This window comes from Rubrobacter sp. M3-4 (assembly GCF_059772285.1).
This window is the reverse complement of record NZ_JCBAJP010000019.1, coordinates 1-26,352: the sequence shown is the minus strand read 5'-3', so window position 1 is coordinate 26,352 and position 26,352 is coordinate 1. Positions and strand designations below refer to the sequence as shown.

Here is a 26,352-nt window from a genome sequence, read left to right as displayed (position 1 = left end):
TTTTGGAGAGGGGGGTTTGGGCTATGACCTCTGCCGTAGCAGGGTCGTAGACGGGCTCTGTCGGCAGATCCTCCCTCTTCTGCCACTCCCCCCCGATGAGGTTGCGCACCTCTTTATGACGCTTGGCATGGTCCGTAAGCTTCATACTGCTTTCCTTCCCTCGTTTCGAACGTCAAAAATATAGCCCCGGAGATTTCGTGTGCGCAATGCTACAAATATAGGAATTTGTATGTGTATCTAGTATTAATGTATGATGAATTGAGGATGGCCATTACGATCCGGGAAGTGGTGGAGACGCCGGCCTTCAGGCTGAAGGTTCTTGCGGGTGCGGGAGGATTGGAGCGGGAGATAAGCTGGGCTCATGTCTGTGAGCTGCCCGATCCCATGGAGTGGCTCGCCGAGGGCGAGCTTCTGATGACCGTGGGGTTTACCGTACCCGGGCAGGCTTCGGAGCAGGCGAACTTCATAGAAAAACTGACCCGGGCCGGTGTGCGGGGGATACTCATATGCGACCAGGCCTATGCGCCGCCCCTTTCCGAGGAGATGCTCTCCGCTGCGGAGGAGCTGAAGTTTCCGGTGATCCTGGCCGCATACGAGGTGCCGTTCTCTGCCATCACGCGCACCGTGGCGGAAGCGAACCGTAACGAGGAGCACAGACGCCTGCTGCAGGTCATGAAAATCTACGAGGCGGTGAGGATCGCGACCAGGCGCGCGGAAGGCGTGGCCCTGCTGCGTAGCCTCGAGGAGCTGCTGGGGTGCCGCCTGTTCGTCCTTGATCCCGAGACCGGGCGCTCTCTCGTACGCGGTGCGCCGGAACCGCCCGGGGATCTCGTGCGGGCTTTGCTCGAGGAAAGAGCCCGCCGCTCCGGTCCCCTGCCCACGGGGTTACGTCTGCAGGCCACGATCCGGCCAACGCTCATCATGCCCGTTCCGGCATCCCGGCGAGCCGTCCTGGCCGTCGTGGCCCGGGATGGTTTCCCGGACCTCTTCATACTGCATCATATTACGGAGATCGTCGCGCTCGAGGTCGAGCGGCTGGTGGCCGAGTACGAGCGCAACAGGCGGTCGGGGGCCGAAGTACTTTTTGGGCTCATAGAGAATCGAATCTCCATGGGTTCCGCACGATACGCCCTCATGGAGCGTGGTCTAGCCGAGGGGCCCCACGTGGTTGCTTGCTGCGAGGAATCCGGCGAAGATCCAGGTTACTCGAAGATCCATTTCAGGCTGGAGGACCATCGGGTTCCCCACCTCATGCTCGTGAGGTCCCGTCGGCTCATAGTGCTGCTGCGCGACACGCCGGACCATCTCAGGGTACTGCTGGAGGAGGGACGGCGGCTGCGCATGATCATCGGCCTGAGCCGAGCCGTAGACGACACCGGCGGTATCCCCAACGCGTACAGGCAGTCGCTGTGGGCTCTCAAGGCCGCCGCGCGCTCCGGCAGACCCGTCGCCGTCTACGGTAAGGAAGAGGCCAGGATATCTCCCTTCCTCCCGCACGAGGCCGAGGACATCGAACTGATCGTCCGTCAGATCCTTGGCCGGCTGCTCGAGTACGACGGCCGGCACAGCTCCGATCTTTTGCATACCCTGCGCACCTTTCTGGTGCAGGATCGAAGCTGGACGAAAACGGCGAAGATGCTCCACATCCACCGGCAGACGCTCGTCTACAGGATCAAACGCATCGAGGATCTCACGCAAAGGAGCCTGGGTAACACCGAGGACGTGGCCGAGCTCTGGTTTGCCCTCAAGGCTTACGAAGCTTTGAACGCTGAGGAGGGAGCAGGAGGGTTCTCCCGTTCCCGGTAGGCGATGGATTGCGCGGTTCGATCGAGGGAACGTCGCCTGCTTTTCGTACGGTGCCGCGGGTTACGGCGGGTCGATCTCTCTGCACGCAACGCTCGGCCACTCGAGCACTACGCCGACTCTTCAGTACTCCACGCCTCGGAGCCGCCTCAGAAGCACTCGCGAAGGGCATCTTACAGCACGACTGTCTTCAAAGCGGTGGTCAGATAGCCCCGGACGGCCCTCCAAGTCTTTCTTGCGAGAGAGTTTCGCATAGACAGGCTGGATTCGGGGAGTGGACCCGAGGGGATTCGAACCCCTGACCCCCGCCGTGCAAAGGCGGTGCTCTCCCGACTGAGCTACGGGCCCGTGTGCCTGGATATTCTACACGTCCTTCTCGTTCACCGTCCCTCCTCGAGGATGCTCTTGAGGACGACGGCGCTGTTGTGCTCTTCGTCTCTGCTGGCGTAGACGAGGGTGATGGTGCCGTGCTCGGAGAGCAGGCTGCGCAGCTCATCCAGCGTCCGCCGGCTCTCCTCACGCTCGGCAAGCTCTCTCCGGTACTTCTCCGAGAAGTTCGCGAAGTCCCCGGTCTCGTGAAACCATCTTCGTAGCTCGTCGGTCGGTGCGATCTCTTTCAGCCAGTACCCGACCCGTTCGTCCTGCCTGGAGATGCCGCGGGGCCAGAGCCTCTCGACGAAAACCCTCTGCCCTTCTCCTTCCTCCACATCCTCGTAGACCCTCTTCACCTTCACGCTCGCCAAGACAAGCCTCCCTCGGCCCGGTTCCCGGTACGCTGATACCACCGCCGCGGGTGTTTAAAACCGCGGCGGGTCGGGAGTAGACTGGTTTTGTCGTCTCCGGTCTCGGAAAGGAGGACGTTGGAGGAGAAGCTGCGTCGGCTGAGAGAGATCCTGCGCGAGGTCTACGCCCTGAGAAGGTCAGCGGCGCTCCTGTGGTGGGATCAGGCGACCAAGATGCCCCCAGGCGGTGCCGCCGGACGCGGGGAGCAACTCGCCACGCTCGGGAGGCTCGCCCACGAAAGGTTCACCTCGGAGGAGGTCGGGGAGCTTCTGGAGGCGCTCGCGCCCGCGGCAAAAGAGATGCCCTACGACTCGGACGAGGTGGCCCTGATCCGGGTGACGAAGAGGCTCTACGAGCGGGAGACCAGAAAACCGGCGGAGTTCGTCGCCCGTCTCGCCCGGCACACCTCGGAATCCTACGCGGTGTGGCTCAGGGCGAGGCCGGAGAACGACTTCGCGGCGGTCGCACCATACCTGGAGCGCTCGCTCGAGCTGGGGCGGGAGCTCGCCGGCTTCTACGAGCACGAGCACATCGCCGACCCGCTCATCGCCGAGTCGGACTACGGTATGAGCGCGGAAAGGGTGCGAAAGCTCTTCTCGGAGCTCAGGGAGGCCCTGGTGCCGCTCGTCGCGGAGATAACGGAGAGGCCGCCGGTAGACGATTCGTGCCTGCTCAAAGAACTTCCCGTAGAGGAAGAGCTGTCCTTCGCGGAGGAGGTCGTATCTGGCTTCGGCTACGACTTCTCGCGCGGCAGGCAGGATCTTACCGCGCACCCGTTCGCGGTCAAGGTCTCCACGCCGCAGGATGTGAGGATCACGACCCGCATCAGGCCGGGGGATCTCAGGGACCCGCTCTTCTCGACGCTGCACGAGGCGGGACACGGGATGTACGAGCAGGGGATAGACCCGAACCTGGCGTGGACCCCGCTCGACCGGGGAGCCTCCGCCGGGCTGCACGAGAGCCAGTCGCGGCTGTGGGAGAACGTCGTCGGGAGGAGCCGCGAGTGTTGGGAGCACTTCCTGCCGAGGCTCAAAGAGAGGTTCCCGGGCCACTTCGATGGGGTCTCGCTCGAGGAGTTTCACCGGGCTATAAACAAGGTCGAGCGTTCCCTGATCCGCACCGACGCCGACGAGGTCACCTACGACCTGCACGTGATCCTGCGCTTCGACTTCGAGGTCGCGATGCTCGAAGGGGATCTGGAGGTGCGCGACCTCCCGGAGGCGTGGCGGGAGAGGATGAAGCAAGATCTCGGCATCGAGCCGCCGGACGACCGCGACGGGGTGTTGCAGGACGCCCACTGGTACGACGGCGTCGTCGGCGGGCAGTTCCAGGGCTACTCCTTGGGCAACATCATGAGCGCCCAGCTCTACGCCGCCGCGCTCGAAGCGCATCCGGAGGTTCCCGAGGAGATCTCCCGCGGTGATTTCTCGACGCTCCACGGCTGGCTGAAGGAGAACGTCTACCGCCACGGTAGCAGGTACACCTCAGAAGAGATCCTCGAGCGGGCCACCGGCTCCGGGATAACGACCGCACCGTACCTGGAGTACCTGCGCGGCAAGTACGCCGAGATATACGACCTGTAGAGGAGGAAGATGCAGTACAGAAGCCTGGGACGCACCGGGGTGCAGGTGAGCGAGCTGTGCCTGGGGTGCATGATGTTCGGCGGGCGCACCGGCGAGAAGGATTCGATCGAGATCATCGACCGGGCGCTCGACGCCGGGATAAACTTCCTCGACACCGCGAACGTCTACAGCCGCGGAAGGAGCGAGGAGGTCGTCGGCAAGGCGCTGGGGCGCGACGGCAAGCGCGAGAGGGTCTTCCTCGCGACCAAGGTGCACGGCCGGATGGACGACGATGACCCCAACGCCGCCGGCAACCACCGCCGCCACATCATCGAGCAGTGCGAGGCCTCGCTGAAGCGCCTCCAGACCGACCACATAGACCTCTACCAGATCCACCGCCCCGACTCCAAGGTCCCAATAGACGAGACCCTGCGGGCGCTGGACGATCTGATCCACGCGGGCAAGGTCCTCTACGCGGGCACGAGCACCTTCGCCGCCTGGCAGATAGTCGAATCGCTGTGGGCCGCAAAGGAGCTCGGGCTGAACCGCTTCGTCACCGAGCAGCCGCCCTACCACCTGCTGGACCGGCGCATCGAGCGTGAGCTCGTCCCGATGGCCCAGACCTACGGCGTCGCGCTCATCCCCTGGTCTCCCCTCGCGGGAGGGTTCCTGACCGGCAAGTACCGCCGGGAGCAGGAGGCCCCTCAAGACTCACGCTACGGCCTCGAGCCGCGCCGCCTCGGGCGCAACCACTTCGTCGAGGAGGCCTGGCGGGTGCTGGAGGTCGTCGAGGAGCTGGCGAAGGAGAAGGGCTGCACGCCGGGGCAGCTCGCGCTCGCCTGGTGCAAGGACCAGCCCGGGATAACCAGCCCGATCATCGGTCCCCGCACGATGGAGCAGCTCGAGGACAACCTGGGCGCGCTGGACGTGGAGATAACCGACTCAGACCGCGCCCGACTCGACGAGGTCGCCCCCCCGGGACGGGCGTCCGTCTTCTACTACGAGGCGGACTTCGGCCCCCACCTCTTCCGGTGGTAGTGGCCGCCGAAGAGCCCCGATGATCCCTGCATGGCCGAGAGCACCAGACCGAGAGCGAGCATCATCACCCCGGGAAGCAGAAACGCATCCCCGAAACCGAGCGCGGAGGCGATGAGCCCCGCCCCCACCGGCCCGGCGGAGAACCCGAGCGAGACGGCGGAGGAGGCGAACCCGAAGGCGGTGGCCCTCCTCCCCGCCGGTGCGGCGTCGCGCACCGCGAGGTTCGCGGCCGGGATGATGCCGCCGAGGAAGAAGCTCGTCAGCACCCTGAGCGCCCACAGCTCGGCCACCCCGCCAGCCCAGACCTGAGGCAGGGTGAACAGACCCGCCGCGAGCAGCGAACCCGCCACCACCGGCCACGTCCCGACCCTGGGCGTGAGCCTCCCGGCGAGCACGGACCCGAGCGAGGCGGCCAGCGCGCTCGACCCGATGATCCATCCGGTCTCCCCCGAGAGGTGCGAGACGGCGACGGACATCTTCTCCAGGAAACCGGGCAGCACCACCGCGACGCTGGCTATCGTGGCCTGCGCGACGAACAGCGCGAGCATCGCGGGAAGCAGCTTCCTGTAGGGGAGAGGCCCCTTCTCCTCCCTCTCCTCTACCGCCTCGCCCTCCCCGGCGACCGCGGCCTTCCTCTCCTCGACCACGCCGAAGAGGATCATGGCGCCGGAGACGGCCAGAAGCACCGAGGTTATGAAGAAGGAGTTGCGCACACCCGCAACCTCGGCGAAGAGCCCGCCCACGGCCGGCCCGGCCCCCCCGGCCAGAAACACGACCATCTGAAGCTGCCCGAGCCGCGCCCCGACCTTCTCCGAGGGTGAGTTCGACCCCACCAGCGCCGTCGCCGCGGGCGTCGTCCCGGTGAGCGTCCCCTGCAACAGCCGCAGGAACAGAAGCTGCCACGGGCTCGTTACGAAACCCATCAGGCAGATCACGACAGCCCCGGCGAACGTCGCCCGAAGAAGCATGGCCTTGCGCCCGATCCTGTCCGCGAGCCTCCCCCACAGCGGCGCCACCAGCGCCATCGTGATCCCGGAAGCCCCGTTGATGAACCCGGCCCACGCCGCCGCGCTCCCCACACTTCCCACGCCGAGCTGCCTGACGTATATCGGCATGAAGGGCATCACGAAGGTGAAACCCGTCGTCGCGATGAACTGCGAGACGAGCAGTACCGCGAACGAAACCCCCTCCGGAACCCTCCCTCTCTTCCTCCCGACGATAGAGAACATCAATACCCCCTCCCGTGCCCCGCGCGGCCTCTGAGCCCGCCACGTACGCCGGAAGAGGGTGCAGATCGAAAGTAGTCGCGCCCCGGACGGAACCCGCCCGTCCCATCCTCACTGAAAACTTCGTCCTCGAACCAGATCTCTTCTTCCGTGATCCTCCTTTCTCTCAGAACAAAGGCAGACCGGTACCTTCTCGTCTTCAAATATCTGAATATATCTTAACCGACCCGTACGTACGGGTCCATGTACACCCTGTGAAGGGGCTCACCCGGTACTTTGGTCGGAGATCTCTTCGAGACGCTGCTCGCAGAGCTGGATGTCCCGCTGCAGTTCGCGGCGCAGCGTCTCCGCCCGCCTGAGGTCCTCGCGCATCTTGCGTATCCTCTCGGTGATCTCACGCTCCTGCTGCTCGAGGCGCTCCTTGACCTCCGAGAGCACGGCGCTCTTGGTGGCCTCCTTCGCCGCATCGCGAACGGCTATTATCTCCCGGATGGCAGCCAGGGAATATCCCATGTCCTTGAGCCGCAGGACGCGCTCCAGCCGCCATATCTCCTGCTCACCGTAGAGCCTGAACCCGCCGGGCGAACGCCTCTCGGGAGAGACCAGACCAAGCTCCTCGTAGTACTTGATCGTCCGAGGACTCACCCCGAGCCGCTCCGCAGCTTCCCCTATCTGGAGCAGTTCCTTCGAAGCGTTCATCCGAGGGTCACCTTTCCATGACTCTTCTCTCTCAAGCTTCGCAAATTCTAACCCCCAGGTCACAGAATTTTTCATCTCCACACCTGTACGTGCACGTATAGTTGTACTATATTAAGTAACAATTTGAAACACAGGGTTGCACAAGGTAATTGAGGGAGGCGTATTTTGCAGAGAACGGCGCGCACCAGGAAAGGGAGGGCGCACATTCTGCGCCGGCGGCAGGGTTCGGGTGAAAAGAAGCGTTTCGGGCTGGAGTACAAGTGGAGTGCCCTCTCGTGCACGAGCCTGGGGGCGCTGCTCGCCTCCATCAACGGCGCCTCGCTGATCGTCGCGCTCCCGACGCTTCTGAGGGAGCTCCACACGGGGCTCTTCGCGCTGGTGTGGGTGCTTCTGAGCTACCTGCTGGCGCAGACGATCCTCACGATCGTGGCGGGGAGGATCGCGGACATGGTCGGGAGGAAGCGGTTGTATGTCGGGGGCTTCGCGCTCTTCACCGTGGTGAGCCTGCTCGCCGGGTTCGCGACCAACGCTGGAGAGCTCATCGCGGCGCGCACGGTGATGGGCGCCGCGGGCGCGTTCATGATGGCCAACTCCAGCGTGATAGTCACCGACGCCTTCCCCCGGCGACAGCTCGGGCAGGCGCTCGGGATAAACATGATGATGGCCGCCGCCGGCTCCACGCTCGGTGTCGTGGTGGGTGGGATCATGACCTCCATCTCCTGGCACTGGGTTTTCTGGTTCAACGTGCCGCTCGGGGTCATCGGGACCATCTGGGCCGCGGTGAACCTGCGCGAGCTCGTCACGCTCAAAAAGGGCCAGCACCTGGACATCCCCGGCAACGTGACCTTTCTCGTCGGCATCCTCGGGCTCCTCGTGGGGCTGACGCAGGGGGGGATAAAAGGCTGGAGCGCGCCGGAGGTGGTCGGAGGGTTCGTGGCCGCGGCGATCTTCCTGCCGGCCTTCCTGTTCATAGAATCGCGGGTGAAAGAGCCGCTGCTCAGGCTCTCGCTCTTCAGGAGCCGCACGTTCGCCTTCGGCAACGTGAGCGCCCTGCTGAACTCGGTGGCGCGCTTCGCGGTCATGTTCATGTTCGTCTTCTACTTCATCGGGGTGGACGGCTACGACCACCTGATGGCCGGGATACTGCTCATCCCGCTCGCCGGCGTGATGTTCGTCGTGGCCCCCATCTCCGGATGGTTCGCCGACCGGGCGCACGCGAGGGTGGTGAGCACCATCGGGATGGTCGTCACCGCCATCGGCCTCATCGGGATGGGCACCCTCATCGAGGTGGACACCCCCTATTGGGAGATAGCGCTCTTGATGGTGATCGTGGGGGTCGGCAGCGGGATCTTCAACTCGCCCAACACCCGAGCGATCATGAACTCCGTGGAGCCCGGGCAGCGGGGGATAGCGAGCGGCACCCGCACGTTTCTGACCAACATCGGGGGGATGCTCTCGATAGCCCTGGCGCTCTCGATCATCACGAGCTCGATGCCCCGGGAGCAGATGTTCAAGGTCTTCTCCGGCACCGTGGGCCACGGGATGACCGCGGCGCAGGCCGCCCCGTTCATAAGCGGCTTCCACGAGGCGCTGCTGGTGGGGGCCGCCGCGAGCATCGTGGGCGCGGTGTTCTCCGCCTTCCGGGGGAAGGGAGACCAGGAGGATGGCTGAGAAGGAGGGGAATCTGGAAGAGGAACCCCAGGAGAGCATCCTGAAGCAGCCCAAGGCCGTCTGGGCCGTGGCCTTCGCGTGCGTGGTCGCGTTCATGGGACTCGGGCTCGTCGACCCGATACTCCCGGCGATAGCCACGCAGCTCCACGCCACACCCTCGCAGGTGGAGCTGCTCTTCACCAGCTACTTTCTGGTTACCGGCGTCACCATGGTCGTGACCGGCGCCGTCTCCAGCCGGCTCGGGTACAAGACGACCCTTCTCTCCGGGCTCGGGCTCATAGTCCTGTTCAGCGCGCTCGCCGGATCCTCGAGCGGGGTCGCGGGCATCGTGCTCTTCCGGGCCGGTTGGGGGCTCGGCAACGCCCTGTTCATCGCCACCGCGCTCGCGGTCATCGTGCAGCTCTCGAACGCGGGCACCGAGCGGGCCGTCATCCTCTACGAGGCCGCGCTGGGGCTGGGGATCTCGGTGGGACCCCTGCTCGGCGGGGCCCTGGGCGGGATAAGCTGGCGCGGCCCCTTCTTCGGGGTCGCCTCGCTCATGCTCGTCGGGTTCGCCGGGCTCTTCTTCATGTTGCCGCGCCTGGAGAAACCGGAGCACAGAAGCTCCCTCGCCGACCCGTTCCGGGCGCTCGGACACCGGGGGCTCCTCACGCTCGGCCTCACCGCCCTCTGCTACAACTTCGGGTTCTTCACGATGCTCGCCTACACCCCCTTCCCGCTGCACCTCGGCGCACACGCTCTCGGCCTGATCTTCTTCGGGTGGGGCGTCTTGCTCGCGATAACCTCGGTCTTCGCCGCCCCCAGGATACAGGCCCGCTTCGGAACGCTCCCGACGATGTACGCGATGCTCACGCTCATCGCGCTCGACCTGCTGGCGATAGGCCTCGGGGTCTCCTCGCGGCCGGTCCTGATCGCGGCCGTCATCCTCGGGGGTGCCTTCCTCGGCATCAACAACACCATGATCACCACCGCCGTGATGCAGGCCTCGCCGGTCGAGCGGCCGGTGGCCTCGGCGGCCTACAGCTTCGTTCGGTTCGTCGGCGGGGCGATCGCCCCGTTCCTCGCCGGCAAGCTCGCGGAGTGGTTCTACCCCGGCGTCCCGTTCTTCGTCGGCGCGGCGGCGACCGCGGTGAGCGTGGTGGTGCTCTTTTCCGGCCGGGCTTATCTGAAGAGGGTCTAGCCACGAAGCGAAGGCTGCTGCTCCGGCGAGAGATCTCATCCAGACTCCCCGGGAACCGCAACCTCAGGCTGCTCCTGGCCGGACGCGGCCTCAGGAGCCTCGCGCAGGGGTACCTCTCGGTCGTCGTGCCGCTGTACTTCGCCCGCCTCGGCTACGGGGCGACCAGCATCGGGCTCGTGTTCGCGGCCTCGGCGGCGGCGAGCGCCATCCTCACCGCCGCCGTCGGCCTCCTCGCCGACCGTTTCGGACGCAAGGCGCTGCTCGTCGCGATCTCGCTCCTGATGGCCGCGGGCGGCTTCGTCTTCGCCCTCTCGAGCAGCTACGTCGTGCTCCTGGTCGCAGCCGCCGTCGGCACCTTCGGGCGCGGTGGCGGCGCGGGCAGCGGCGGCTCCTTCGGCCCCTACTACCCGGCCGAGCAGCCGCTCGTCGCCGCCTCGGTGCGCGACGAGGAGCGAACGGGGACCTTCGGGCTGCTCTCCTCGGTCGGGGTGCTCTGCGGGGCGGCGGGCTCGCTGCTCACGCTCGTGCCGGGGGCGCTCGCCCGCGCCGGGCTCTCCACCCTGGACGGCTACCGCATTCTCTTCCTGCTCACCGCCGTCATCGGGTGCGCGATGGCGCTCGTCGTCCTGCCGATACGCGAGGAACGACCGAAGCCATCACGCAAGAAAGGCGGCTCCACGGTCCGCCTCTCCCCGGAAGGCCGCCGGCTGATAGCCAGGTTCATGACGACCAACGCGGTCAACGGCCTCGCGGTCGGGATGCTCGGCTCCTTCGTCGCCTACTGGATGCACCGGCGCTACGGGGTGGGGGCCGGGGAGATCGGAAGCCTCTTCTTCGCCATAAACCTGGTCGCAGCGATCCCCTACCTCTTCGCCGGGCGGCTCTCGCGCAGGCTCGGGGCGGTGCGGGCCGTGGTCGCCACCCGCACCTGCTCGGTGGTGCTGCTTGCGGCCACCGCCCTGATGCCGACCTTCGCACTCGCCGGGGCGCTCTACCTGCTGCGCATGGTCGCCAACACCCTCTCGATCCCGGTGCGACAGTCCTACCTCATGGGCGTGATGCCACCCGGAGAGCGCTCCCGGGCCGCGGGGCTCGGGAACCTTCCTTCCCGGATCGCCTCCTCGGCCAGCCCGACGCTCGCGGGGTACCTGATGCAGAGCGTCTCGCTGGATATGCCGCTCGAGCTGGCGGCCGCCCTGCAAGCGATCAACACCGCGCTCTACTACCTCTTCTTCAGGAACCTCCACCCTCCGGAGGAGCATCCTCCTCGCAGGGGCGGTTGACGTATCCCGAGCGGAATGGCGAGACCACGCCGGTCTCTGGGTCGTAGGAGTGACGCCAGACGCACCCGGTATCGGCCGCGAGCAGGTGGATCGAGACCGAGGGCACCTCGGAGACGGTGCGCACGCCGTGGATGTCGTCCCGCGGCGGGAGCAGCGGGTAGAAGTCCCCGGGACGCAACCTCCTCCGGAGCACGACCTCGAGCTCTTCACGTTCTCCCACGGGCCGCCCCTCGTCCTTCCTGGCGTAGACGACCTCCTCCTGCTCCCCGGCGTAGAGCCCGACGAGCCCCCACGAGAGGTGGTCGTGCACCGGCGTGCTCGACCCGGGCGGCACCACGAGCGAGAACAGGCAGAGATCCCTCGCCGCCGAGCGGAAGATCAGCCACTGCCCGATACCCCCTCCCATCCCGCTCTCCACAGCGGCGGAGCAAAACTCCTCCGGCAGCCACCCCTCCGCGGCCAGAAGCTCCGCAAAGGCCGGCCTCATCCGCTCGATAGCCTCCTCCGGAGCCTCCGAACGCTCGATATCCTCCCGTACCCTCCCGACGAAGTCCCGCACCAGCGGGTGCTCCAGCAAAAACTCGTCCTCTCTTCCCATCGGTCTCTCCCCGGCATCACGGTACCGACACTCGCAGGGTACAATAGTATCGGAGGATCGCCACACCAACGAGGAGAGGTGGAGAGGATGGCACTCTACGAATACAGATGCGCCGAGTGCGAGGAGCACTTCGACCTCATGCGCCCGATGAGCCAGGCCGACGAGCCCGCCCGCTGCCCGGAGTGCGGCTCCGAGGAGTCGGAGCGGGTGGTCACCACCAGCTTCGCCTCCATGACCACCGGCGCCTCCACCGCGTCCTCCCCCAGCCCGCAGCGTGGTGGCGGTGGCGGCTGTTGCGGCGGTGGCTGCGGCTGCGGATGACGGGCCCTTTCCTCGGGGCCTCCCGGAGGAGGTCCTGAGGGGGATAGAGGAGTTCAACCGCGGGGCATTCTTCGAGGCCCACGAGCATCTGGAGGACGCCTGGAGGGCGGAGAGCGGTCGGATACGCTACCTCTACCAGGGCATCCTCCAGGTCGGGGTGGGTTTTTATCACCAGCAGAACGGAAACTGGTCCGGTGCCGTTTCCTTGCTGCGCGGCGGCATAAGGAGGCTCGAGGATTTCGAGCCCGAGGCGCTCGGGATAGACGTCTCGGGGCTCGTGCGCCGCTGCCGGGGGTGCCTCGCAGAGCTCGAGCGGCTCGGCCCGGAGAGGGTGCACGAGTTCGGGCAGGAGAAGATCCCGAGGGTCGAGTTCTCCCGGCGGAAGGCCTCCTCCTAGCGGAAGCCTTCGCTGGAGGCGTGCGGCGCGTAGAGCCGGTGCACGTAGTCGCGCACCATCCGCTGGGTCGAGAAGGCCGGGGCCACCGTAACCACGGCCCGCCTCATCACCTCCACCCAGCCCTCCGGAACCCCGGATGGGCCGGCACCGTGATAGAGGGGCACGACCGCCTCCTCCAGGAGGCGGTAGAGCGCATCGGCGTCGGCGGCGTCCCGCTCTTCCTGTGAAAGGCTGGTTCCCTCCTCCCCGACGGCCCAGCCGTTCGTGCCGTCGTAGGCCTCCGGCCACCAGCCGTCGAGCACGCTCAGGTTGGGGGCGCCGTTGAGGGCCGCCTTCTGCCCCGAGGTGCCGCTCGCCTCGAGCGGAGGGCGGGGGTTGTTGAGCCACACGTCGACCCCCTGCACCAGGTGGCGCGCCAGGTTCATGTCGTAGTCCTCCAGCACGAAGAGCACCCCCGACAGCTCCTCCTCCGCGGCCCGGCAGAGCTCGCGGATGAAGCCCTTCGCCGGGGTGTCCGCCGGGTGGGCCTTGCCGGCGAATACAAACTGAACCCGGCCCTCGCCGCAGATGGCGCGCAATCGTTTGGGGTCGTGCAGAAGGAGGGTGGCACGCTTGTAGGTGGCGAACCGGCGGGCGAAGCCGATGGTGAGCGCCCCGGGGTCGAGGCCTCCGGGACTCCCGGCCCCGATCCTCCGGGAGGCGAAGGAGAGCGCGCGTTTCTTCACCCTCCGGTGCGTCTCCCAGAGCTCCGAGGCCGGGATCTCCTCGACGAAGGACCAGGCCCCCGCGTCGTCCACCGCCTCCCGCCAGGCCCTCCCGGAGGCATATTCGTCGAAGAGCTCGGCCATCTCCGGCGAGAGCCAGCTCCAGGTGTGGATCCCGTTGGTGATGTGGTCGATCCGCCCGCCGATCTCGCGCAAAAGGTCACCCCACATGTCCTCGGTGACCTTCCGGTGGATCGCGGAGACCGCGTTGCGTCCGCTGGAGAGGCGCATGGCGAGCACGGTCATGTTGAACGTCTCGCCCCACTCCTCGTCCCTGCGGCCGAGCGCCCAGAGCCCCTCCGGCGTCGTCCCGAGAGCCTCCGGCCACCCCTGCATGAACTCCCAGAAGAGCCCCGGCGAGAAGGCGTCGTGCCCGGCCGGGACCGGGGTGTGGGTGGTGAAGACGGTGCTCGCGGCGACCCGGCTCACGGCCTCCTTGAAGGACATCCCGGCCGCGACCAGCTCCCGCACCCTCTCCAGGGAGAGGAAGGCCGCGTGCCCCTCGTTCATGTGGAAGACGGCCGGGCGCTCCCCGACGGCGCGCAGCGCCCGCACCCCACCCACGCCGAGTATGATCTCCTGGGCGATCCTCGTGCGGGCGTCACCCCCGTAGAGCCGGGCGGTGAGCGTGCGGTCCTCCACGGAGTTCTGCGGGATGTCCGCGTCGAGCAGCAGCACGCGGCAGATCCCGACGCGCACCTCCCAGACCTTCAGGTAGAGCGTGCGCCCCGGCATCGAAACCTCGACGACCACCTCTCCGCCGTCGGGATCGCGCGCCGGGAGGATGGGCCGGGAGCGCGGGTCGAACGGCTCGTAGACCTCCCGCTGGACGCCGCCCTCGATCCGCTGGCGGAAGTAGCCCTGGGCGTAGAGGATCCCGACGCCCACGAGCGGCACCCCCAGGTCGGAGGCACTCTTGACGTGGTCCCCGGCGAGCACGCCGAGCCCGCCGGAATAGATCGGCAGCGACTCGTGCAGCCCGAACTCGGCGGAGAAGTACGCCGCCGGGGCGCGGAAGTCCGGGTAGACGCGACCCATCCAGGTATCGCGTCGCCTCATGTAGTCGTCGAAGGCGCGCATGACCCCGTGGTAGAGGTCCACGAACCCCGCATCCTCGGCCGCACTCGGGAGGTTCTCCGTCTCGAGCAGCAGCCTGACGGGGTTGTGCTCGCATCGCTCCCACAGCCCGGGGTCGAGCCGCTCGAAGAGCCTCTGCGCCTCCGGATGCCAGCTCCAGAACAGGTTGTACGCGAGCTCGGACAGCCGCTCGATACGTCGCGGCAGCCTCCCGGTAAGGTGTGTCATCAAAAAACCTCCCAGCTCTCAGATCCTCCGGGTATGCCCGGAGGAAGACAGTGACCGCAAAGAAAACGGGGGTCAGCTCCCCCGGTCGAGCCCGGAGAGCTCGCGCAGCAGCCGCCTCAGGCGGGGGGCGAGGTCTTCGAGCTCGTCCGCCTCGCACCTTATGTGCAGGTGGATGCTGATCCCGGCCTGTGCGGGAGCCGCCAGGCTCACCTCGGCCGCCTCCAGCTCCCGGACCTCCGGCTCCTCCTCGTCCCCGTAGCTCGCCACCACCCGGCCGTCCTCCTCGCGCAGCAGCCCGGCGGCGCGCAGGATGTCTATCACCGCGTCCGCTCCGGTCATCACCGGCTTGTTCCGCGGCTGCTTGGCCGCCTGCGCGATGTAGGCGCGGAGGTCCGGCCGCGACATCCCCTGCCGGATGGTGACCGCGGAGACGATGTTCTGCAAGAACTCGCTGCCCGAGACGACCCTGCGCCAGTTGCGCCGGATGCCCTCCCGGTCCCTGTGAGCGAGGGCGAGCGCGAGCTCGCGGCCCTGCGGGGTTATGGTGCGCTCCTTCTCCCCCTCGAGGATGCCGACGGAGGCGAGGAAGGCGTTGTTGCGGCTGGCGCTCGCCGGGTGGGCGGAGTCGAGCTTGCGCACGTCGGCGGGGCCCGCCTCCTCACGTGCGCCGTAAGCGATTATGATGCTCGCTATCCCCTGGTACGTCGAGCCCGGCAGCCTGAACTCTCCAGCCATCCTCCGCCTTTCCAACACTCACCACGCGCGGCGACGGGCCGCGCAGGAATGTAGAATACACCTTACTTATGGACACCGCGAACCGTAGGGGTGCGACCGTGCAGTCGGTCGACCGGGCCGTCTCGGTGATGGAGTTCCTCTCCGGCAACGGGTGGTCGGGTGTGACCGAGGTCGCCGAGAGGCTTGGCATCCACAAATCCACGGCCTACCGGCTGCTCACCACGCTGCGCAACCGTGGGCTCGTCGAGCAGGACGCCTCGACCGAGAAGTACCGGCTGGGCTTCGGGCTCGTCCTGCTGGCGAGCGCGGTCACGGCCGACCTGGACGTGGTGCGACACGCGAAACCGCTCTGCAGGGAGCTCGCCGAGGAGTCCGGGGCGACGGTAACGATCTCCGTGCTGGAGAGAGACGAAGCCGTGGTGATCCACCAATCCATCCCATCTTCTTCGGTCCTGAGCGTGGACTGGTCCGGCAGGCACACGCCGCTGCACGCCACCGCCGACGGCAAGGTACTCCTCTACCACATGCCGGAGGAACGCCGGGAGCGCATCCTCTCACGCCCCCTGAAACGCTTCACCGAGAACACCATCGTGGACCCCGAGAAGCTGAGGGAGCAGCTCGAGGAGGTACGCTCCCGCGGATACGCCTACACGGTCGAGGAGCTCGAGGTGGGTCTCAACGCCGTGGGCGTACCCATCTGCTCGGCGAGCGGCGGGATCGCAGCGATGAGCATCTCAGGACCTTCGTTCAGGCTGCCACCGGAGTCCCTCCCGGAACTGGGACGGGAGGCGGCGAAAAGAGCCGGGGAGATCTCGTACCGGCTCGGTTTCCGCGGTGTGAAAGGCTCTTAGAAGAGCAGACGCCGGGTTATCCCACGACCCGTCTCGGGAAAAGAGGTGCGTGTGAGCGGAGAAGTTCACGGCCGAACGGTAGGAGCGCGGGATACGGCGGCACCGGTGCGCGTCGTGGACCTCGGGCTGGTCTGCGCCCCGGACATACCGGAGAAGATCGGGCACCGGCTCGCGCGGGAGCTGCCCTCGCTGCTCGGGAGGATGGTCGACGATGCCGTCCACTGGAAGATCTCGCTCGTCGTCGACCCCTTGACCGGAAGCGATCGTGATGCGCCGGAGCTGCTCGACGCCTGCCACCAGTGGGCGCTGCGCGAGGGCTGGGACGTCGCCATCTGCCTGACCGACCTCCCACTCTACCGGGGAGGGCAGCTCGTGGTGGCCGATGCGAGCCTCTCGCGGAGGGTCGCGGGGCTCTCCCTCCCGGTCCTGGGGGCGACGCGGCTGCACCCGCGGGCCCGGGAGGCAGTCGTTCAGCTCGTACACGAGCTCTACCCGGCGCTGGATGGCAAAACCGCCGAAACCCGACGGGAGGAAGATCTGCCGGGGCCGAGGCCCCGGCACCTGGTCAGACGCCGCCTGGCGGAGCTCCTGGCTCCCTTCCACCGCCTGCATCCTCCAGACGAGGATATGCATCGACTGGGCGTCGACACCAGGTTCGTGGCTCCAAGGATGCGCGGCCACCTCAGGCTGTGGGCGGGCATGATTCTGGCCAACAGACCCTGGAAGCTCTTCCCCAGCTTTCACCGCTCGCTCGCCGCGGCCTTCGCGACGAGCGCCTACGTGCTGGTACTGCCCACCATATGGAGCTTCGCTCACCATCTCGGCTGGGTGCGGCTGCTGGGGCTGATGGTCGTGGCGGTCTGTGCGATGGTCGTCTGGATAATCGCGGCGCATCATCTCTGGGAGCGTCCGAGCAGCCGGGAGGATCGTCACTGGAGCCTGCTCTACAACGGGGTGACCGTGCTGACGATCGCGATCGCGGTGCTGTTCTCCTATACCGTGCTCTTCGTGCTGGTGTTCCTGGCGGCGTGGGTCTTCGTCCCGGAGGGCTACTTCCGCTCGATGGTCGGCGAGCCGGTCGGCCCGGCCGATTACGCGACGCTGGCCTGGATGGCCACCTCGCTGGCCACCATAGCCGGGGCCCTGGGGGTCGGACTGGAGGACGAGGAGACGGTGCTCCGGGCGACCTACGGGTATCGCCAGAGGCTCCGCAACCGCACCGGCGGCTACGGCGGAGAGCCGTAGCCGGATCTCTCCTCGTCCGCGAGGAGCCTCACGAACCGCTCCCGCTCAAGGCTGATGAGAACGATCATCTCGTCCGCGTCCATGCCGGGCGGTGGGTCCAGGATCACCCTGCGCACGCCCGAGAGCGGCCCTCCTTCGAGCAGGGAGGAGAGTTCGGTGGTCGAGATCTCCCTCTTGCGCATCCCTCCCCCGAACGCCCCGAGCAGGCACCTAAAGTCCTCGGCCGCCTCCTCCAGGCTGAAGACGGGCAGGATTTCACCGGCATCGCGGTATAGGATGGTGAGCACCCCGCCTTCTGCGCCTTCCAGAATCCACAACCTTCGTACCGGCACGGGACTTCGTCCACCGCTTCGCTTCCGCCCTTCCTGGAGGAGCGGGCGTCCTTCGCTCTCCGCCGGCAAGGGTCTCTCTGCTCCTTTCTCCCGTTCCCTCCCACAAAACCGAAGGGGAAAGGAGGAGAGGCGCCACCCGGGAGGGGGAAGAGGTGACGCCTCTCCCTGCCCCGCCTTCCGGGAGCGGGGACCACGTCAGCCAATATTCCTGCCTCCGTGCAGAAGGTTCAGTGGCCCGTGCGACATGCTCGCGCCTCGAAGCGGTGATCCCGGACACACCTCACGAAGGGCGCAGGGAGAAGTCCGTGCCGGAGATCTCGCGCAGGAGATGAGGATCCCTTATGTAGACCCTGCGGTCTTTGATGTCTATGGCGCCCATCCGCTGCAGCTGCCCGAGCGCCCTGGAGACGGTCTCCCGGTTGGTCCCTATCATGGAGGCGAGCTGACGGCGGGTGTAGCAGGTGGGGATCTTTATGGCGCCGTCGCCCGTCACCAACCCTTCTTCCTCGGCCAGGTGAAGCAGCAGGCCGGCGACGCGGGCAGGGGCTTCCTTGAAGGCTATCTCCGTCATCCTCTCCTCCTGGCGGCGCAGCCTTTCGTCGAGCATCTCGATGAGCCTCATGCCGACCTCCGGGTGCCTGGAGATCAGACGCCGCAGGTCCGCATGTCGTACGAGCAACAGCTCGGAGGGCTCCAGTGCCTGGGCGCAGGCGCGGTGGGATCGCCTCCCGGCGAAGTCCATCTCGCCGAACATCGTACCGGGACGAACCACGGCGAGCGTCAGCTCCTTTCCCTGGAAGGTCCTGTAGATCCTGACCCGTCCCTCCCTGAGCACGAAGAGAGCCCGGTTCGGCTGGCCGGGAGCGTAGATGACCTGGCCCCGCTCCACCTTCATCTCCGGCAGGCGCCAGCTCAGCTCCTCGAGTTCCTCACGAGGCAGAGAACCGAAGACGTCCGTGAAAGAGAGAAACTCCGCCTTCTCGTCGGGACAGAACACCGGCGGGCTCTACCCGTGCCCTTCGGCGTGGATCTCCTGCCGGTAGAGAGCCTCGGTGATACGCAACCGGGCCGCGGCGTCCCTCCGGCGCAGCAGAAGGCTCCTGCGCAGATCCCGGTCCTCCGTCCCTTCCATCGCCGCCTCTAGCAGGACCACGAGGCTGCGCAGCGCCTCGCGGCGGTCTTCGAGCTCGAACCTCCTCAGATGCTCCTTGCAGAGCACGAGCCCCGTGTAAGTCGCCCGCCCCGGCCGCGCACACTCCTCAACCCCCAGGAGCTTCCCCGCCTCGCACGGCGCCTCACCGCCGAAGCGGGATCCAGCCTCTTCGTCTGCCGGCACTTGTATCTCCCTTTCGCGGACGTTTTCGATCTTCAGAACCGGGGCAGCCCGGCGATTCCTCCGAGCTCCTCCCGCAGCGCACGGGCGTTCTCACCCCGCACGAACTCTACCGAGGCCCCACGGGAAGCGGCGAGCCCGGAGAGGGCGTTGGCGAGCCTGCGCGTGCGTACGGGTCCGCCGCAGTAGGGGCACCTCTCGTGCCCGGCGGCGAGCGCGACCCCGCAGGAATCGCACCACGAGATCTCGTCCGGAAGCGGCCAGGGTACCGCCACACGGTATATCCTGCCCTCGTCCAGGGCACGCAACGTCTCCTCGAGCCCCCTCACCCCGCGCTCCCTCAGCTCCCGCAGCAACTCGCTCTCCTCACTGCGTTCGATCTCTTCCTCGGTCTCGGATATCCTGCGCGCCAGCTCACCCTCGGAGACGTCCTGCGGGAGGTGTATCCGGGCGGCGACGAGATCCTTCGCTTCTCGAGGCAGCTCCGCCACGAACTCCGCCGTGCGCTCCTCGGGACCGGCGAGGATCAGACGCCTCAAGCCGAGCGACTTCACGTGGTCACCCACCTCCCCGGCCGCCCGTTTGTAGAAGCGGCGCACCCACTCCTCGACCCTGCGCTCGAAGAGGTCGTGAGCCATCCCCCCCTGCGGGCTGGCCGAGGAGGGAGAGAGCGTGATCTCCCGCCACCCGGCGGTGTCGAAGACGTTGGCTTCTTTCAGCTCCTCCTCCAGGCTCCCGAGCGAGGAGACGAGGAGGCGGACCCTCTTGGCGTCGACGACGACCACCCCGACCGGCGCGTACTCGTCCACCGCCAGGTCGAGCGGCGCCACGTACGGCTCACCCCAGAAGACCTCCTCGGGCAGCTCGACACCGATCCACCTCACCTCGCGCCACCCTTCCGGAGAGGAGAAGAGCACGAGCGTCCGCATGCGCGGGCGCAGCTCCTCCACGTACCCCACGACCTCCCCGGCAAATCCTTTCGGCACCCCCTCCTCCCGCAACGCATCCTTCAGACGGATCACGTACGCCCGGTTCCGGTTCTCGGGGTTGCCGGGGTTGACGTTCAGATAGACAGAGAGCAGCGGCGGCCTCCGCCCCGCCACCCGCTCTTTGAGATCCCGAAGATCATCCACACCGCTCATGTCCTCGTCCCTGCCTCTCGACCACTTCATACCCCGATGTCCAGCAGAATATAGCCTCGGGAGAGCAGACCGCTACCCCCCTGAAAGCCCCCACAGACTCTACGGCCCGCCGCCACCCTCGATGTGTGACACGCGTCACTTCTCCCCCGGCTCCTCCGATGACCCGCGTCACGGCAGGCCACCCATACCACGGCCAGACTGAAAAGATGTGCGCGTGGGGGGAGAATTTTCCTGCGAAGTACAAAATTAATGTTTGAAAACTGTAGTAAAACGGTAAAATGTGTAGTGCAAACGAAGTAGAAGGAGGTGGTATCGATGCTGAGTCCGTTTCGCGGCTTCTGGGATCTGAGGAACGAGATAAACCGGATGTTCGACGATATGTGGGAAGGCTGGAGGCCGCTCCGGCGCGAGGAGCAGGAGTGGGTTCCGGCGATCGACGCGTTCTCGCGCGATGGGGATCTGGTGATCCGGGCCGAGCTTCCCGGGGTCAAGAAGGACGACGTGGACATAACCGTCCAGAACGGGGTTCTCACGATCTCCGGCGAGCGCAGGGAGGAGCAGGAAGAGAAGCGCCGGGGCTACCACGTGCGTGAGAGGCGCTACGGCTCGTTCCGCAGGAGCATGACGCTGCCCGAGGGCGTCGACGAGAGCAAGATCCACGCGAAGTTCGAGGATGGCGTGCTCGAGGTCGTCGTCGAGGGCGCCGGCGGGCAGATAGGGGAGCCGCGCAGGATCCCGATCGAAGGTCCCTCCGGCTCCTGAGGGTGAGAGGGCCCGGGCGGCGTTCGGGGCCGCCCGGGTTTTTTGACTGTGAGGAGCGGCGTTGACGGGTGGGATGAGCAGGCCCGGCGAGAGCGAGGCCGGGCGCAGGATGGAAGAAGAGTTCTACCGCAGGCTCGCGGAGGTCGTCGAAGGATGGGAGGAAGCATTCGCGAGCCTGGATCTGGAGGAGCAGCGCAGGGTGGTGGCCTCCGCCGCCGAGAGCGGGCTCCTGCAGGCGATACAGATGGCCCGCGCCGCTCTGAGAAACCACGAGAACAGAAAGACTACTGGAGGTAGAAGAGAACATGGCAGAGAGAATGTGTGATGTGTGCGGGGTGAGGCCGGCCACGGTCACGCTGAGGAGGATCGTACCCGGCGAGCCCCCGCGGGTGCAGCATCTGTGCGAGATACACGCGGCCGAGGCGAGAGGAGCGAGGGGAGCGTCGTCCTTCGGTAGGGGCAGCCTCTTCGACGACTTCTTCAGCCGCTTCTTCGAGGAAGAACCCTTCGGGGGCACCGTCTCGGCCCCGAGGAGGCAGGCGGAGCAGGTGGACATAACCCGCTATTTCTCCGACGCGACGGAGAAGCTTTTGCAGCGGGCCGCCCGACGCGCCGCCGAATGGGGCAGCGAGGACATAACCTCCTCGCACCTGCTCGGTGCTGCGCTCGAGGAGGAGATAGTCAGGCGGGTGCTCGAGGAGGTCGACGCCGACGCCGGTGCGATAGCGGCCCAGCTCGACGAGGAGACCGAGAAGGGTGAGCCGAAGGAGAGCGCCTCGCCCGGGCTCTCGCCGGACGCCAAGCGGGCGCTGCTTTCGGCCTACGAAGAGTCGCGGGAGCTCGGCTCCTCCTACATAGGGCCCGAGCACGTGCTGCTCGCGATAGCCCGCGACGAGGAGAGCGAGGCCGCGCAGCTCCTCAGGCGCTTCGGGCTCTCGCACACCCGGCTGCGCGGGGCGGTCGTGCGCGGCGTCGACCGCAGCGGGGCCGCGCGCGAGAAGCCCAGCTCCACCCCCACGCTCGACGAGTACGGGCGCGACCTCACCCAGATGGCCAGGGAGGGCAGGCTCGACCCGGTCATCGGACGCGCGGACGAGGTCGAGACGACGATCGAGATCCTCAGCCGCAGGACGAAGAACAACCCGGTTCTGATCGGGGACCCCGGCGTCGGGAAGACCGCCATCGTCGAGGGCATAGCCCAGAGGATCGTAAGCGGCGAGGTACCCGAGACGCTCGCCGGCAAGCGGGTCATCGAGCTCAACCTCTCCGGGATCGTCGCCGGGACCCAGTACCGGGGGCAGTTCGAGGAGCGCCTGAAGAAGATCATCGACGAGATCCGGGAGCACTCCGACGAGTTGATCGTCTTCATAGACGAGCTGCACACGGTCGTGGGAGCGGGGGCCGCCGAAGGCTCCGTGGACGCCTCGAACATGCTCAAGCCCGCGCTCGCCCGGGGTGAGCTGCACGTGATCGGGGCGACCACCGTCGACGAGTACCGCAGGCACATCGAGAAGGACGCGGCGCTCGAGCGGCGTTTCCAGCCGGTGCTGGTGCGCGAGCTCACCGTCGACGAGACCATAGACGTGCTCAGGGGCCTCAAGGACCGCTACGAGGCGCACCACCGGGTGAAGATAAACGACGAGGCCATCGTCGCCGCCGCCGAGCTCTCCGACCGCTACATAACCGGGCGCTTCCTGCCGGACAAGGCGATAGACCTGATGGACCAGGCGGCGGCCAGGGTCCGGCTGCGCTCGAAGACCAAGCCCGAGGACACCCGGGCGATAGAAGAGGAGATAGAGCGCCTGCGGCGCGAGAAGGACCAGGCCGTCTCCGCCGAGGACTACCACAGGGCCGAGGAGCTCAAGGGCCAGATCCAGGAGCTGCAGGACCGGCTCGGAGCCTACAGGGCCGGACACAAGACTTCCGCCGAGGTCACGCCCGAGGACATAGCCGAGGTGGTGAGCCGTCAGACCGGCATCCCGGTGAGCCAGCTCACCCAGGAGGAGCGCCAGCGGCTGCTGAACCTCGAGAGCCGGCTGCACGAGCGGGTCGTCGGGCAGGAAGAGGCCGTCTCCGCGGTCGCCGAGGCCGTCAGGCGCGCCCGCGCCGGTCTCTCCGACCCGAACCGCCCCATCGGGAGCTTCCTCTTCCTCGGGCCGACCGGGGTCGGCAAGACCGAGCTCGCCCGCGCGCTCAGCGAGGCGCTCTTCGGTGACGAGGACGCCATGGTCCGCATAGACATGAGCGAGTTCCAGGAGAAGCACACCGTGAGCCGGCTCGTCGGGGCTCCCCCGGGGTACGTCGGCTACGAGGAGGCCGGCCAGCTCACCGAGGCGGTGCGCAAGCGCCCCTACTCGGTGGTGCTCCTGGACGAGATCGAGAAGGCCCACCCGGACGTGTTCAACGTCCTGCTGCAGATCCTCGACGACGGGCGCCTGACCGACGCCCAGGGACGCACCGTGGACTTCAAGAACACGGTGATCATCATGACCTCGAACCTGGGCGCCGAGAGGATCCAGGCGCACGCCAGGCGCAAGGAGTCCTTCGAGGAGCTCAAGGAGGACATGATGAAGCTCCTCGGGGCCCACTTCCGGCCCGAGTTCATAAACCGCATCGACGAGGTGATCGTCTTCCGGGCCCTCACGAAGGAGCAGATCGTCGAGATAGCCCGGCTCCTGCTGGAGCACACCCGCAGGCGGCTCGAGGCGCAGGACATCGAGGTCGAGTTCACCGACGAGGCCGTCGAACTTCTGGCCGAGGAGGGCTTCGACCCGCAGTTCGGGGCGAGGCCGCTGAGGCGCACCATCCAGCGCCGCATAGACAACGAACTCTCCCGGCTGGTCCTCGAAGGGGCGCTCGAGGCCGGAGACAGGGTCGTCGTCGGCGTGAAGGACGGCAGCTTCGACTTCGAGGTGCTCGAGGGCGCGGCCACGGTCGAGGAAAGATAGACAAAAGAAGCCCGGCTGATCGTCCTCAGCCGGGCTTCCTGTCTTCGGGCGAGAGAAAGGAGGTGGTCTTCCAGGATGAGGGAGCACGTCCGCACCGTAGCGCTCGGCGCGAACCCGCGGGGCGACGTGGAGCTCACGCGCAGATTCCTGGAGAGGGCCCGTGCCGAAGGGGCCGACGCGGTGGCCCTCGTCGGGAACCTCAGCGCGGGCGGCGAGGCGGAAGAGTACGCCGGGCTGCTCAGGACCCTGGGGGATGCGGGCCTCCCCGCCTTCTACGTCCCCGGCCCCGACGACGCCCCGGTGGGGAGGTACCTCAGGGAGGCGTACAACGCAGAGATCGTCTTCCCGTTCATACACGGCGTGCACGGCACCTTCGCCTTCGGTCCGGGGTACGTGGCGTTCGCCGGGATGGGCGGCGAGATAGTGGACGAGCCCACCAGGGCCCGCGAAGAGGTCGAGAACCTCCGGTACCCCGCCTGGGAGGCGGAGTACCGGCTCAAGATCCTGCAGGAGCTCAGGGACTACCAGAAGGTCTTCCTGCTCGGCACCCGACCCGCCCACAAGGGTCTCGGGGAACCAGGCAGCGAGGTCCTCGCCGAGCTCGTGAACACCTATACCCCGCGGCTGGTCCTCTGCGGCGGAGAGAGCTTCGAGCGGGTGATGCTCGGTACCTCGCTGGTGGTGCAGGCCGGAGATCTCGCCTCCGGAAAGTTCACGCTCGCCGACCTGAGGAAACAGGAGGCCCGGGAGGCCGGCCTCCAGGCGCCGGCCCCCTCAGGCCGATACACGGAGAAGTAGTAGTCGTCGCGTCACTCTGGTAACATCTCGGACTACATCGAAGGGGCGACGATGAAAAGATTGCCGAGGAGAGATCCATGAATCTTGTGAACCTGTTCTGGCTGTTTTTGATCCTGGCGTCGCTGCAACCCGTGATCCAGCAGCGCCTGCTCGAGCTCTCCCGGCAGAGGACCTTGGCCCGGCTCGCCTCCGAGCGGGGTTCCACGGTGATAACCCTGATCCACCGCCAGGAGACGATGTCGTTTCTCGGGTTCCCCGTGGTCCGCTACATAGACATCGACGACGCCCAGAGCGTGCTCGGCGCGATAAGGGCGACGCCTCCGGGTAGGCCCATAGACATAATCCTGCACACCCCGGGCGGGATGGTGCTGGCGGCGAGCCAGATCGCGAGCGCCCTCGCCGAGCACGACGGCCCCGTGCGGGCGATAGTCCCTCACTACGCGATGAGCGGGGGGACCCTGATCGCGCTCGCCGCAGACGAGATAAACCTCGACCCCCACGCCGCCCTGGGCCCCGTGGACCCGCAGCTCGGCGAGTATCCCGCCGCCTCGATCGTCGCCGCTGCAGAACAAGCCAGAGACCCCGACGACCGCACTTTGATACTCGCAGACATGAGCCGCAAGGCCCTCTGGCAGGTCGAGAGGTTCGTCGGCGGATTGCTCGAGCGCCACATGGATCCCGCCCGGGCGCGGGAGGTAGCGCGGGTACTCTCCTCGGGCACCTGGACCCACGACTACCCGCTGGAACCCGACGAGCTCATCTCCCTCGGGCTGCCGGTGAAGGTCGGGATAGACCCCGCCGTCTATACGCTCATGAAGCTCTACCCGCAGCCGAAGGGCCGCAGGGAGTCCGTGGAGTACGTCCCCTCCCCCATCCAGCCGCCCCGTCAGCCCCGCCGCTCGGTCCCGGCCCGGGGGAGCAGGGACGGCTAGCGTCCTCCGGGCAAGAAAAATCCAACCCCGCGGCCTTTGCCCTCTCCGGCCGGGTGGGCCTGTCCGGAGGTGGTGATGGCACCTTTGCTCCGGACCTCCGCCGTAGCCTGCGGGGTTGGCTCTCGATGGCTCCGTCAGCCGGTCCTGACTCCTCTCCGTTTCATCGCGACCACCCCCTTTCTCAGAGGATCTCTCTCTGATCCTCTCTCCACCCTCTTTATTAGCGGGGCCGCCCGCGCGTGCAACCCTCCTCAGCCGCCGAGCAGCCGCCTGGAGGAGGAAGGCCCTTCCTCTTCGAGCTTCTCCAGCAGATCCGAGGCGTCGGCGAAGGCGATCCTGTGGCGGGCCATCTCCCGGTGCGCCCCCTCGTAGCGAGCAAGGTCGCCGGACGCGGCCGCCTCCGAGGCCTCGCGGGAGGCCCGGGCGAGCATCCTCCCGGCGCGTTCCCGCTCGAGGCCCACGACCTTCCTCCGCAGCCGCCAGATCTCCTCGCCGATCTGCTCCTTGAGCACCGGGTCGAGGACGTTCTTCCTGCGCGCCTGCGCGTCGGCCACCGCGCGCTCGAGCGCCTCGCGGGCCGCCTCGAGATCCCCTGGCGGGGCGCTCAAGCCGCGAGCCCCTCCAGCCCGAACTCGCGGCTGCGC

General features: G+C 67.0%; 26 protein-coding genes and 1 tRNA gene. 15 read left to right on the top strand and 12 right to left on the bottom strand.

Annotation, left to right across the window (positions count from 1 at the left end):
- Positions 1-264 precede the first annotated feature (264 nt).
- The gene (locus AC6EKW_RS14695; protein WP_498514796.1) at positions 265-1,806 is read left to right on the top strand and encodes a PucR family transcriptional regulator; all 1,542 of its coding nucleotides are present in this window, start codon (positions 265-267) and stop codon (positions 1,804-1,806) included.
- A gap of 272 nt (positions 1,807-2,078) precedes the next feature.
- On the opposite strand, the gene AC6EKW_RS14690 is transcribed toward AC6EKW_RS14695, so the two are convergent.
- A tRNA-Ala gene (locus tag AC6EKW_RS14690) sits at positions 2,079-2,151 on the bottom strand.
- A gap of 32 nt (positions 2,152-2,183) precedes the next feature.
- Positions 2,184-2,537, bottom strand: coding sequence for a DUF488 domain-containing protein (locus AC6EKW_RS14685; protein WP_498514797.1), 354 nt, complete (start codon positions 2,535-2,537; stop codon positions 2,184-2,186).
- A 126-nt stretch (positions 2,538-2,663) separates the two neighbouring features.
- Here AC6EKW_RS14685 and AC6EKW_RS14680 point away from each other — a divergent pair, with 126 nt between their 5' ends.
- Positions 2,664-4,169 carry a carboxypeptidase M32 gene (locus AC6EKW_RS14680; RefSeq protein ID WP_498514795.1) on the top strand — a complete coding sequence of 502 codons (1,506 nt, stop codon included), beginning with the start codon at positions 2,664-2,666 and terminating at the stop codon, positions 4,167-4,169.
- A gap of 9 nt (positions 4,170-4,178) precedes the next feature.
- Positions 4,179-5,186, top strand: a complete 1,008-nt coding sequence (locus AC6EKW_RS14675) for an aldo/keto reductase (RefSeq protein ID WP_273888769.1) — start codon at positions 4,179-4,181, stop codon at positions 5,184-5,186.
- On the opposite strand, the gene AC6EKW_RS14670 is transcribed toward AC6EKW_RS14675, so the two are convergent.
- Complete coding sequence (locus tag AC6EKW_RS14670; RefSeq protein WP_273888793.1) at positions 5,147-6,415, bottom strand: MFS transporter; 1,269 nt, start codon at positions 6,413-6,415, stop codon at positions 5,147-5,149. The two genes, AC6EKW_RS14675 and AC6EKW_RS14670, sit on opposite strands and share 40 nt — an antisense overlap.
- 261 nt (positions 6,416-6,676) lie before the next feature.
- Complete coding sequence (locus tag AC6EKW_RS14665; protein WP_273888768.1) at positions 6,677-7,111, bottom strand: MerR family transcriptional regulator; 435 nt, start codon at positions 7,109-7,111, stop codon at positions 6,677-6,679.
- Between the two features lie 165 nt (positions 7,112-7,276).
- On the opposite strand from AC6EKW_RS14665, the gene AC6EKW_RS14660 reads away from it, so the two are divergent.
- Genes AC6EKW_RS14660 through AC6EKW_RS14650 form a run of 3 tightly spaced genes read left to right on the top strand, consistent with a single transcriptional unit; the run spans position 7,277 to position 11,245 of the window.
- Positions 7,277-8,782, top strand: a complete 1,506-nt coding sequence (locus tag AC6EKW_RS14660; RefSeq protein ID WP_498514794.1) for an MFS transporter — start codon at positions 7,277-7,279, stop codon at positions 8,780-8,782.
- Positions 8,775-9,962: an MFS transporter gene (locus tag AC6EKW_RS14655; RefSeq protein WP_498514793.1), complete on the top strand. Its 1,188-nt coding sequence runs from the start codon at positions 8,775-8,777 to the stop codon at positions 9,960-9,962. The genes AC6EKW_RS14660 and AC6EKW_RS14655 overlap by 8 nt, the downstream gene beginning before the upstream one ends.
- On the top strand, positions 9,863-11,245 hold the full coding sequence (locus AC6EKW_RS14650; protein ID WP_498514792.1) for an MFS transporter: 1,383 nt from the start codon (positions 9,863-9,865) through the stop codon (positions 11,243-11,245). The genes AC6EKW_RS14655 and AC6EKW_RS14650 overlap by 100 nt, the downstream gene beginning before the upstream one ends.
- Here AC6EKW_RS14650 and AC6EKW_RS14645 read toward each other — a convergent pair.
- Positions 11,196-11,843 (bottom strand): cysteine dioxygenase family protein, encoded by a 648-nt coding sequence (locus AC6EKW_RS14645; RefSeq protein ID WP_273888764.1) that lies wholly within the window; start codon positions 11,841-11,843, stop codon positions 11,196-11,198. The two genes, AC6EKW_RS14650 and AC6EKW_RS14645, sit on opposite strands and share 50 nt — an antisense overlap.
- An 87-nt stretch (positions 11,844-11,930) precedes the next feature.
- Between AC6EKW_RS14645 and AC6EKW_RS14640 the strand changes: the two genes are divergently transcribed.
- Entirely contained in the window at positions 11,931-12,164 is a 234-nt protein-coding gene (locus tag AC6EKW_RS14640; RefSeq protein WP_498514791.1) for an FmdB family zinc ribbon protein, read from the top strand.
- Positions 12,145-12,561: a DUF309 domain-containing protein gene (locus tag AC6EKW_RS14635; RefSeq protein WP_273888762.1), complete on the top strand. Its 417-nt coding sequence runs from the start codon at positions 12,145-12,147 to the stop codon at positions 12,559-12,561. The genes AC6EKW_RS14640 and AC6EKW_RS14635 overlap by 20 nt, the downstream gene beginning before the upstream one ends.
- Here the strand turns inward: AC6EKW_RS14635 and glgP are convergent.
- Positions 12,558-14,630 carry an alpha-glucan family phosphorylase gene (gene glgP, locus AC6EKW_RS14630; RefSeq protein WP_498514790.1) on the bottom strand — a complete coding sequence of 691 codons (2,073 nt, stop codon included), beginning with the start codon at positions 14,628-14,630 and terminating at the stop codon, positions 12,558-12,560. The two genes, AC6EKW_RS14635 and glgP, sit on opposite strands and share 4 nt — an antisense overlap.
- 72 nt (positions 14,631-14,702) lie before the next feature.
- On the bottom strand, positions 14,703-15,365 hold the full coding sequence (locus tag AC6EKW_RS14625) for a hypothetical protein (protein ID WP_498514789.1): 663 nt from the start codon (positions 15,363-15,365) through the stop codon (positions 14,703-14,705).
- Between the two features lie 68 nt (positions 15,366-15,433).
- Between AC6EKW_RS14625 and AC6EKW_RS14620 the strand changes: the two genes are divergently transcribed.
- Complete coding sequence (locus tag AC6EKW_RS14620) at positions 15,434-16,216, top strand: IclR family transcriptional regulator (protein ID WP_273888759.1); 783 nt, start codon at positions 15,434-15,436, stop codon at positions 16,214-16,216.
- Between the two features lie 51 nt (positions 16,217-16,267).
- Positions 16,268-17,461, top strand: coding sequence for a hypothetical protein (locus AC6EKW_RS14615; protein ID WP_498514788.1), 1,194 nt, complete (start codon positions 16,268-16,270; stop codon positions 17,459-17,461).
- Here AC6EKW_RS14615 and AC6EKW_RS14610 read toward each other — a convergent pair.
- The 4 genes from AC6EKW_RS14610 to AC6EKW_RS14595 form a co-directional block, all read right to left on the bottom strand.
- Positions 17,443-17,748: a hypothetical protein gene (locus AC6EKW_RS14610; protein WP_498514787.1), complete on the bottom strand. Its 306-nt coding sequence runs from the start codon at positions 17,746-17,748 to the stop codon at positions 17,443-17,445. The two genes, AC6EKW_RS14615 and AC6EKW_RS14610, sit on opposite strands and share 19 nt — an antisense overlap.
- 325 nt (positions 17,749-18,073) lie before the next feature.
- Positions 18,074-18,790: a Crp/Fnr family transcriptional regulator gene (locus AC6EKW_RS14605; RefSeq protein ID WP_273888756.1), complete on the bottom strand. Its 717-nt coding sequence runs from the start codon at positions 18,788-18,790 to the stop codon at positions 18,074-18,076.
- A gap of 9 nt (positions 18,791-18,799) precedes the next feature.
- Positions 18,800-19,129, bottom strand: a complete 330-nt coding sequence (locus tag AC6EKW_RS14600) for a hypothetical protein (protein WP_273888755.1) — start codon at positions 19,127-19,129, stop codon at positions 18,800-18,802.
- A 32-nt stretch (positions 19,130-19,161) separates the two neighbouring features.
- Positions 19,162-20,268, bottom strand: coding sequence for a VLRF1 family aeRF1-type release factor (locus AC6EKW_RS14595; protein WP_273888754.1), 1,107 nt, complete (start codon positions 20,266-20,268; stop codon positions 19,162-19,164).
- 315 nt (positions 20,269-20,583) lie between these two features.
- Between AC6EKW_RS14595 and AC6EKW_RS14590 the strand changes: the two genes are divergently transcribed.
- From AC6EKW_RS14590 to AC6EKW_RS14570, 5 genes are all read left to right on the top strand, one after another.
- Positions 20,584-21,030 carry an Hsp20/alpha crystallin family protein gene (locus tag AC6EKW_RS14590; protein ID WP_498514786.1) on the top strand — a complete coding sequence of 149 codons (447 nt, stop codon included), beginning with the start codon at positions 20,584-20,586 and terminating at the stop codon, positions 21,028-21,030.
- A 61-nt stretch (positions 21,031-21,091) separates the two neighbouring features.
- Positions 21,092-21,355: a hypothetical protein gene (locus AC6EKW_RS14585; protein ID WP_498514785.1), complete on the top strand. Its 264-nt coding sequence runs from the start codon at positions 21,092-21,094 to the stop codon at positions 21,353-21,355.
- The gene (locus tag AC6EKW_RS14580; RefSeq protein WP_498514784.1) at positions 21,336-23,978 is read left to right on the top strand and encodes an ATP-dependent Clp protease ATP-binding subunit; all 2,643 of its coding nucleotides are present in this window, start codon (positions 21,336-21,338) and stop codon (positions 23,976-23,978) included. The genes AC6EKW_RS14585 and AC6EKW_RS14580 overlap by 20 nt, the downstream gene beginning before the upstream one ends.
- A 75-nt stretch (positions 23,979-24,053) precedes the next feature.
- Positions 24,054-24,776 (top strand): metallophosphoesterase family protein, encoded by a 723-nt coding sequence (locus AC6EKW_RS14575; protein ID WP_273888750.1) that lies wholly within the window; start codon positions 24,054-24,056, stop codon positions 24,774-24,776.
- 77 nt (positions 24,777-24,853) lie between these two features.
- Positions 24,854-25,708 carry an SDH family Clp fold serine proteinase gene (locus AC6EKW_RS14570; RefSeq protein ID WP_498514783.1) on the top strand — a complete coding sequence of 285 codons (855 nt, stop codon included), beginning with the start codon at positions 24,854-24,856 and terminating at the stop codon, positions 25,706-25,708.
- A gap of 251 nt (positions 25,709-25,959) precedes the next feature.
- Here the strand turns inward: AC6EKW_RS14570 and AC6EKW_RS14565 are convergent, their stop codons facing one another.
- Entirely contained in the window at positions 25,960-26,316 is a 357-nt protein-coding gene (locus tag AC6EKW_RS14565) for a hypothetical protein (protein ID WP_273888747.1), read from the bottom strand.
- Between the last annotated feature and the right edge of the window lie 36 nt (positions 26,317-26,352).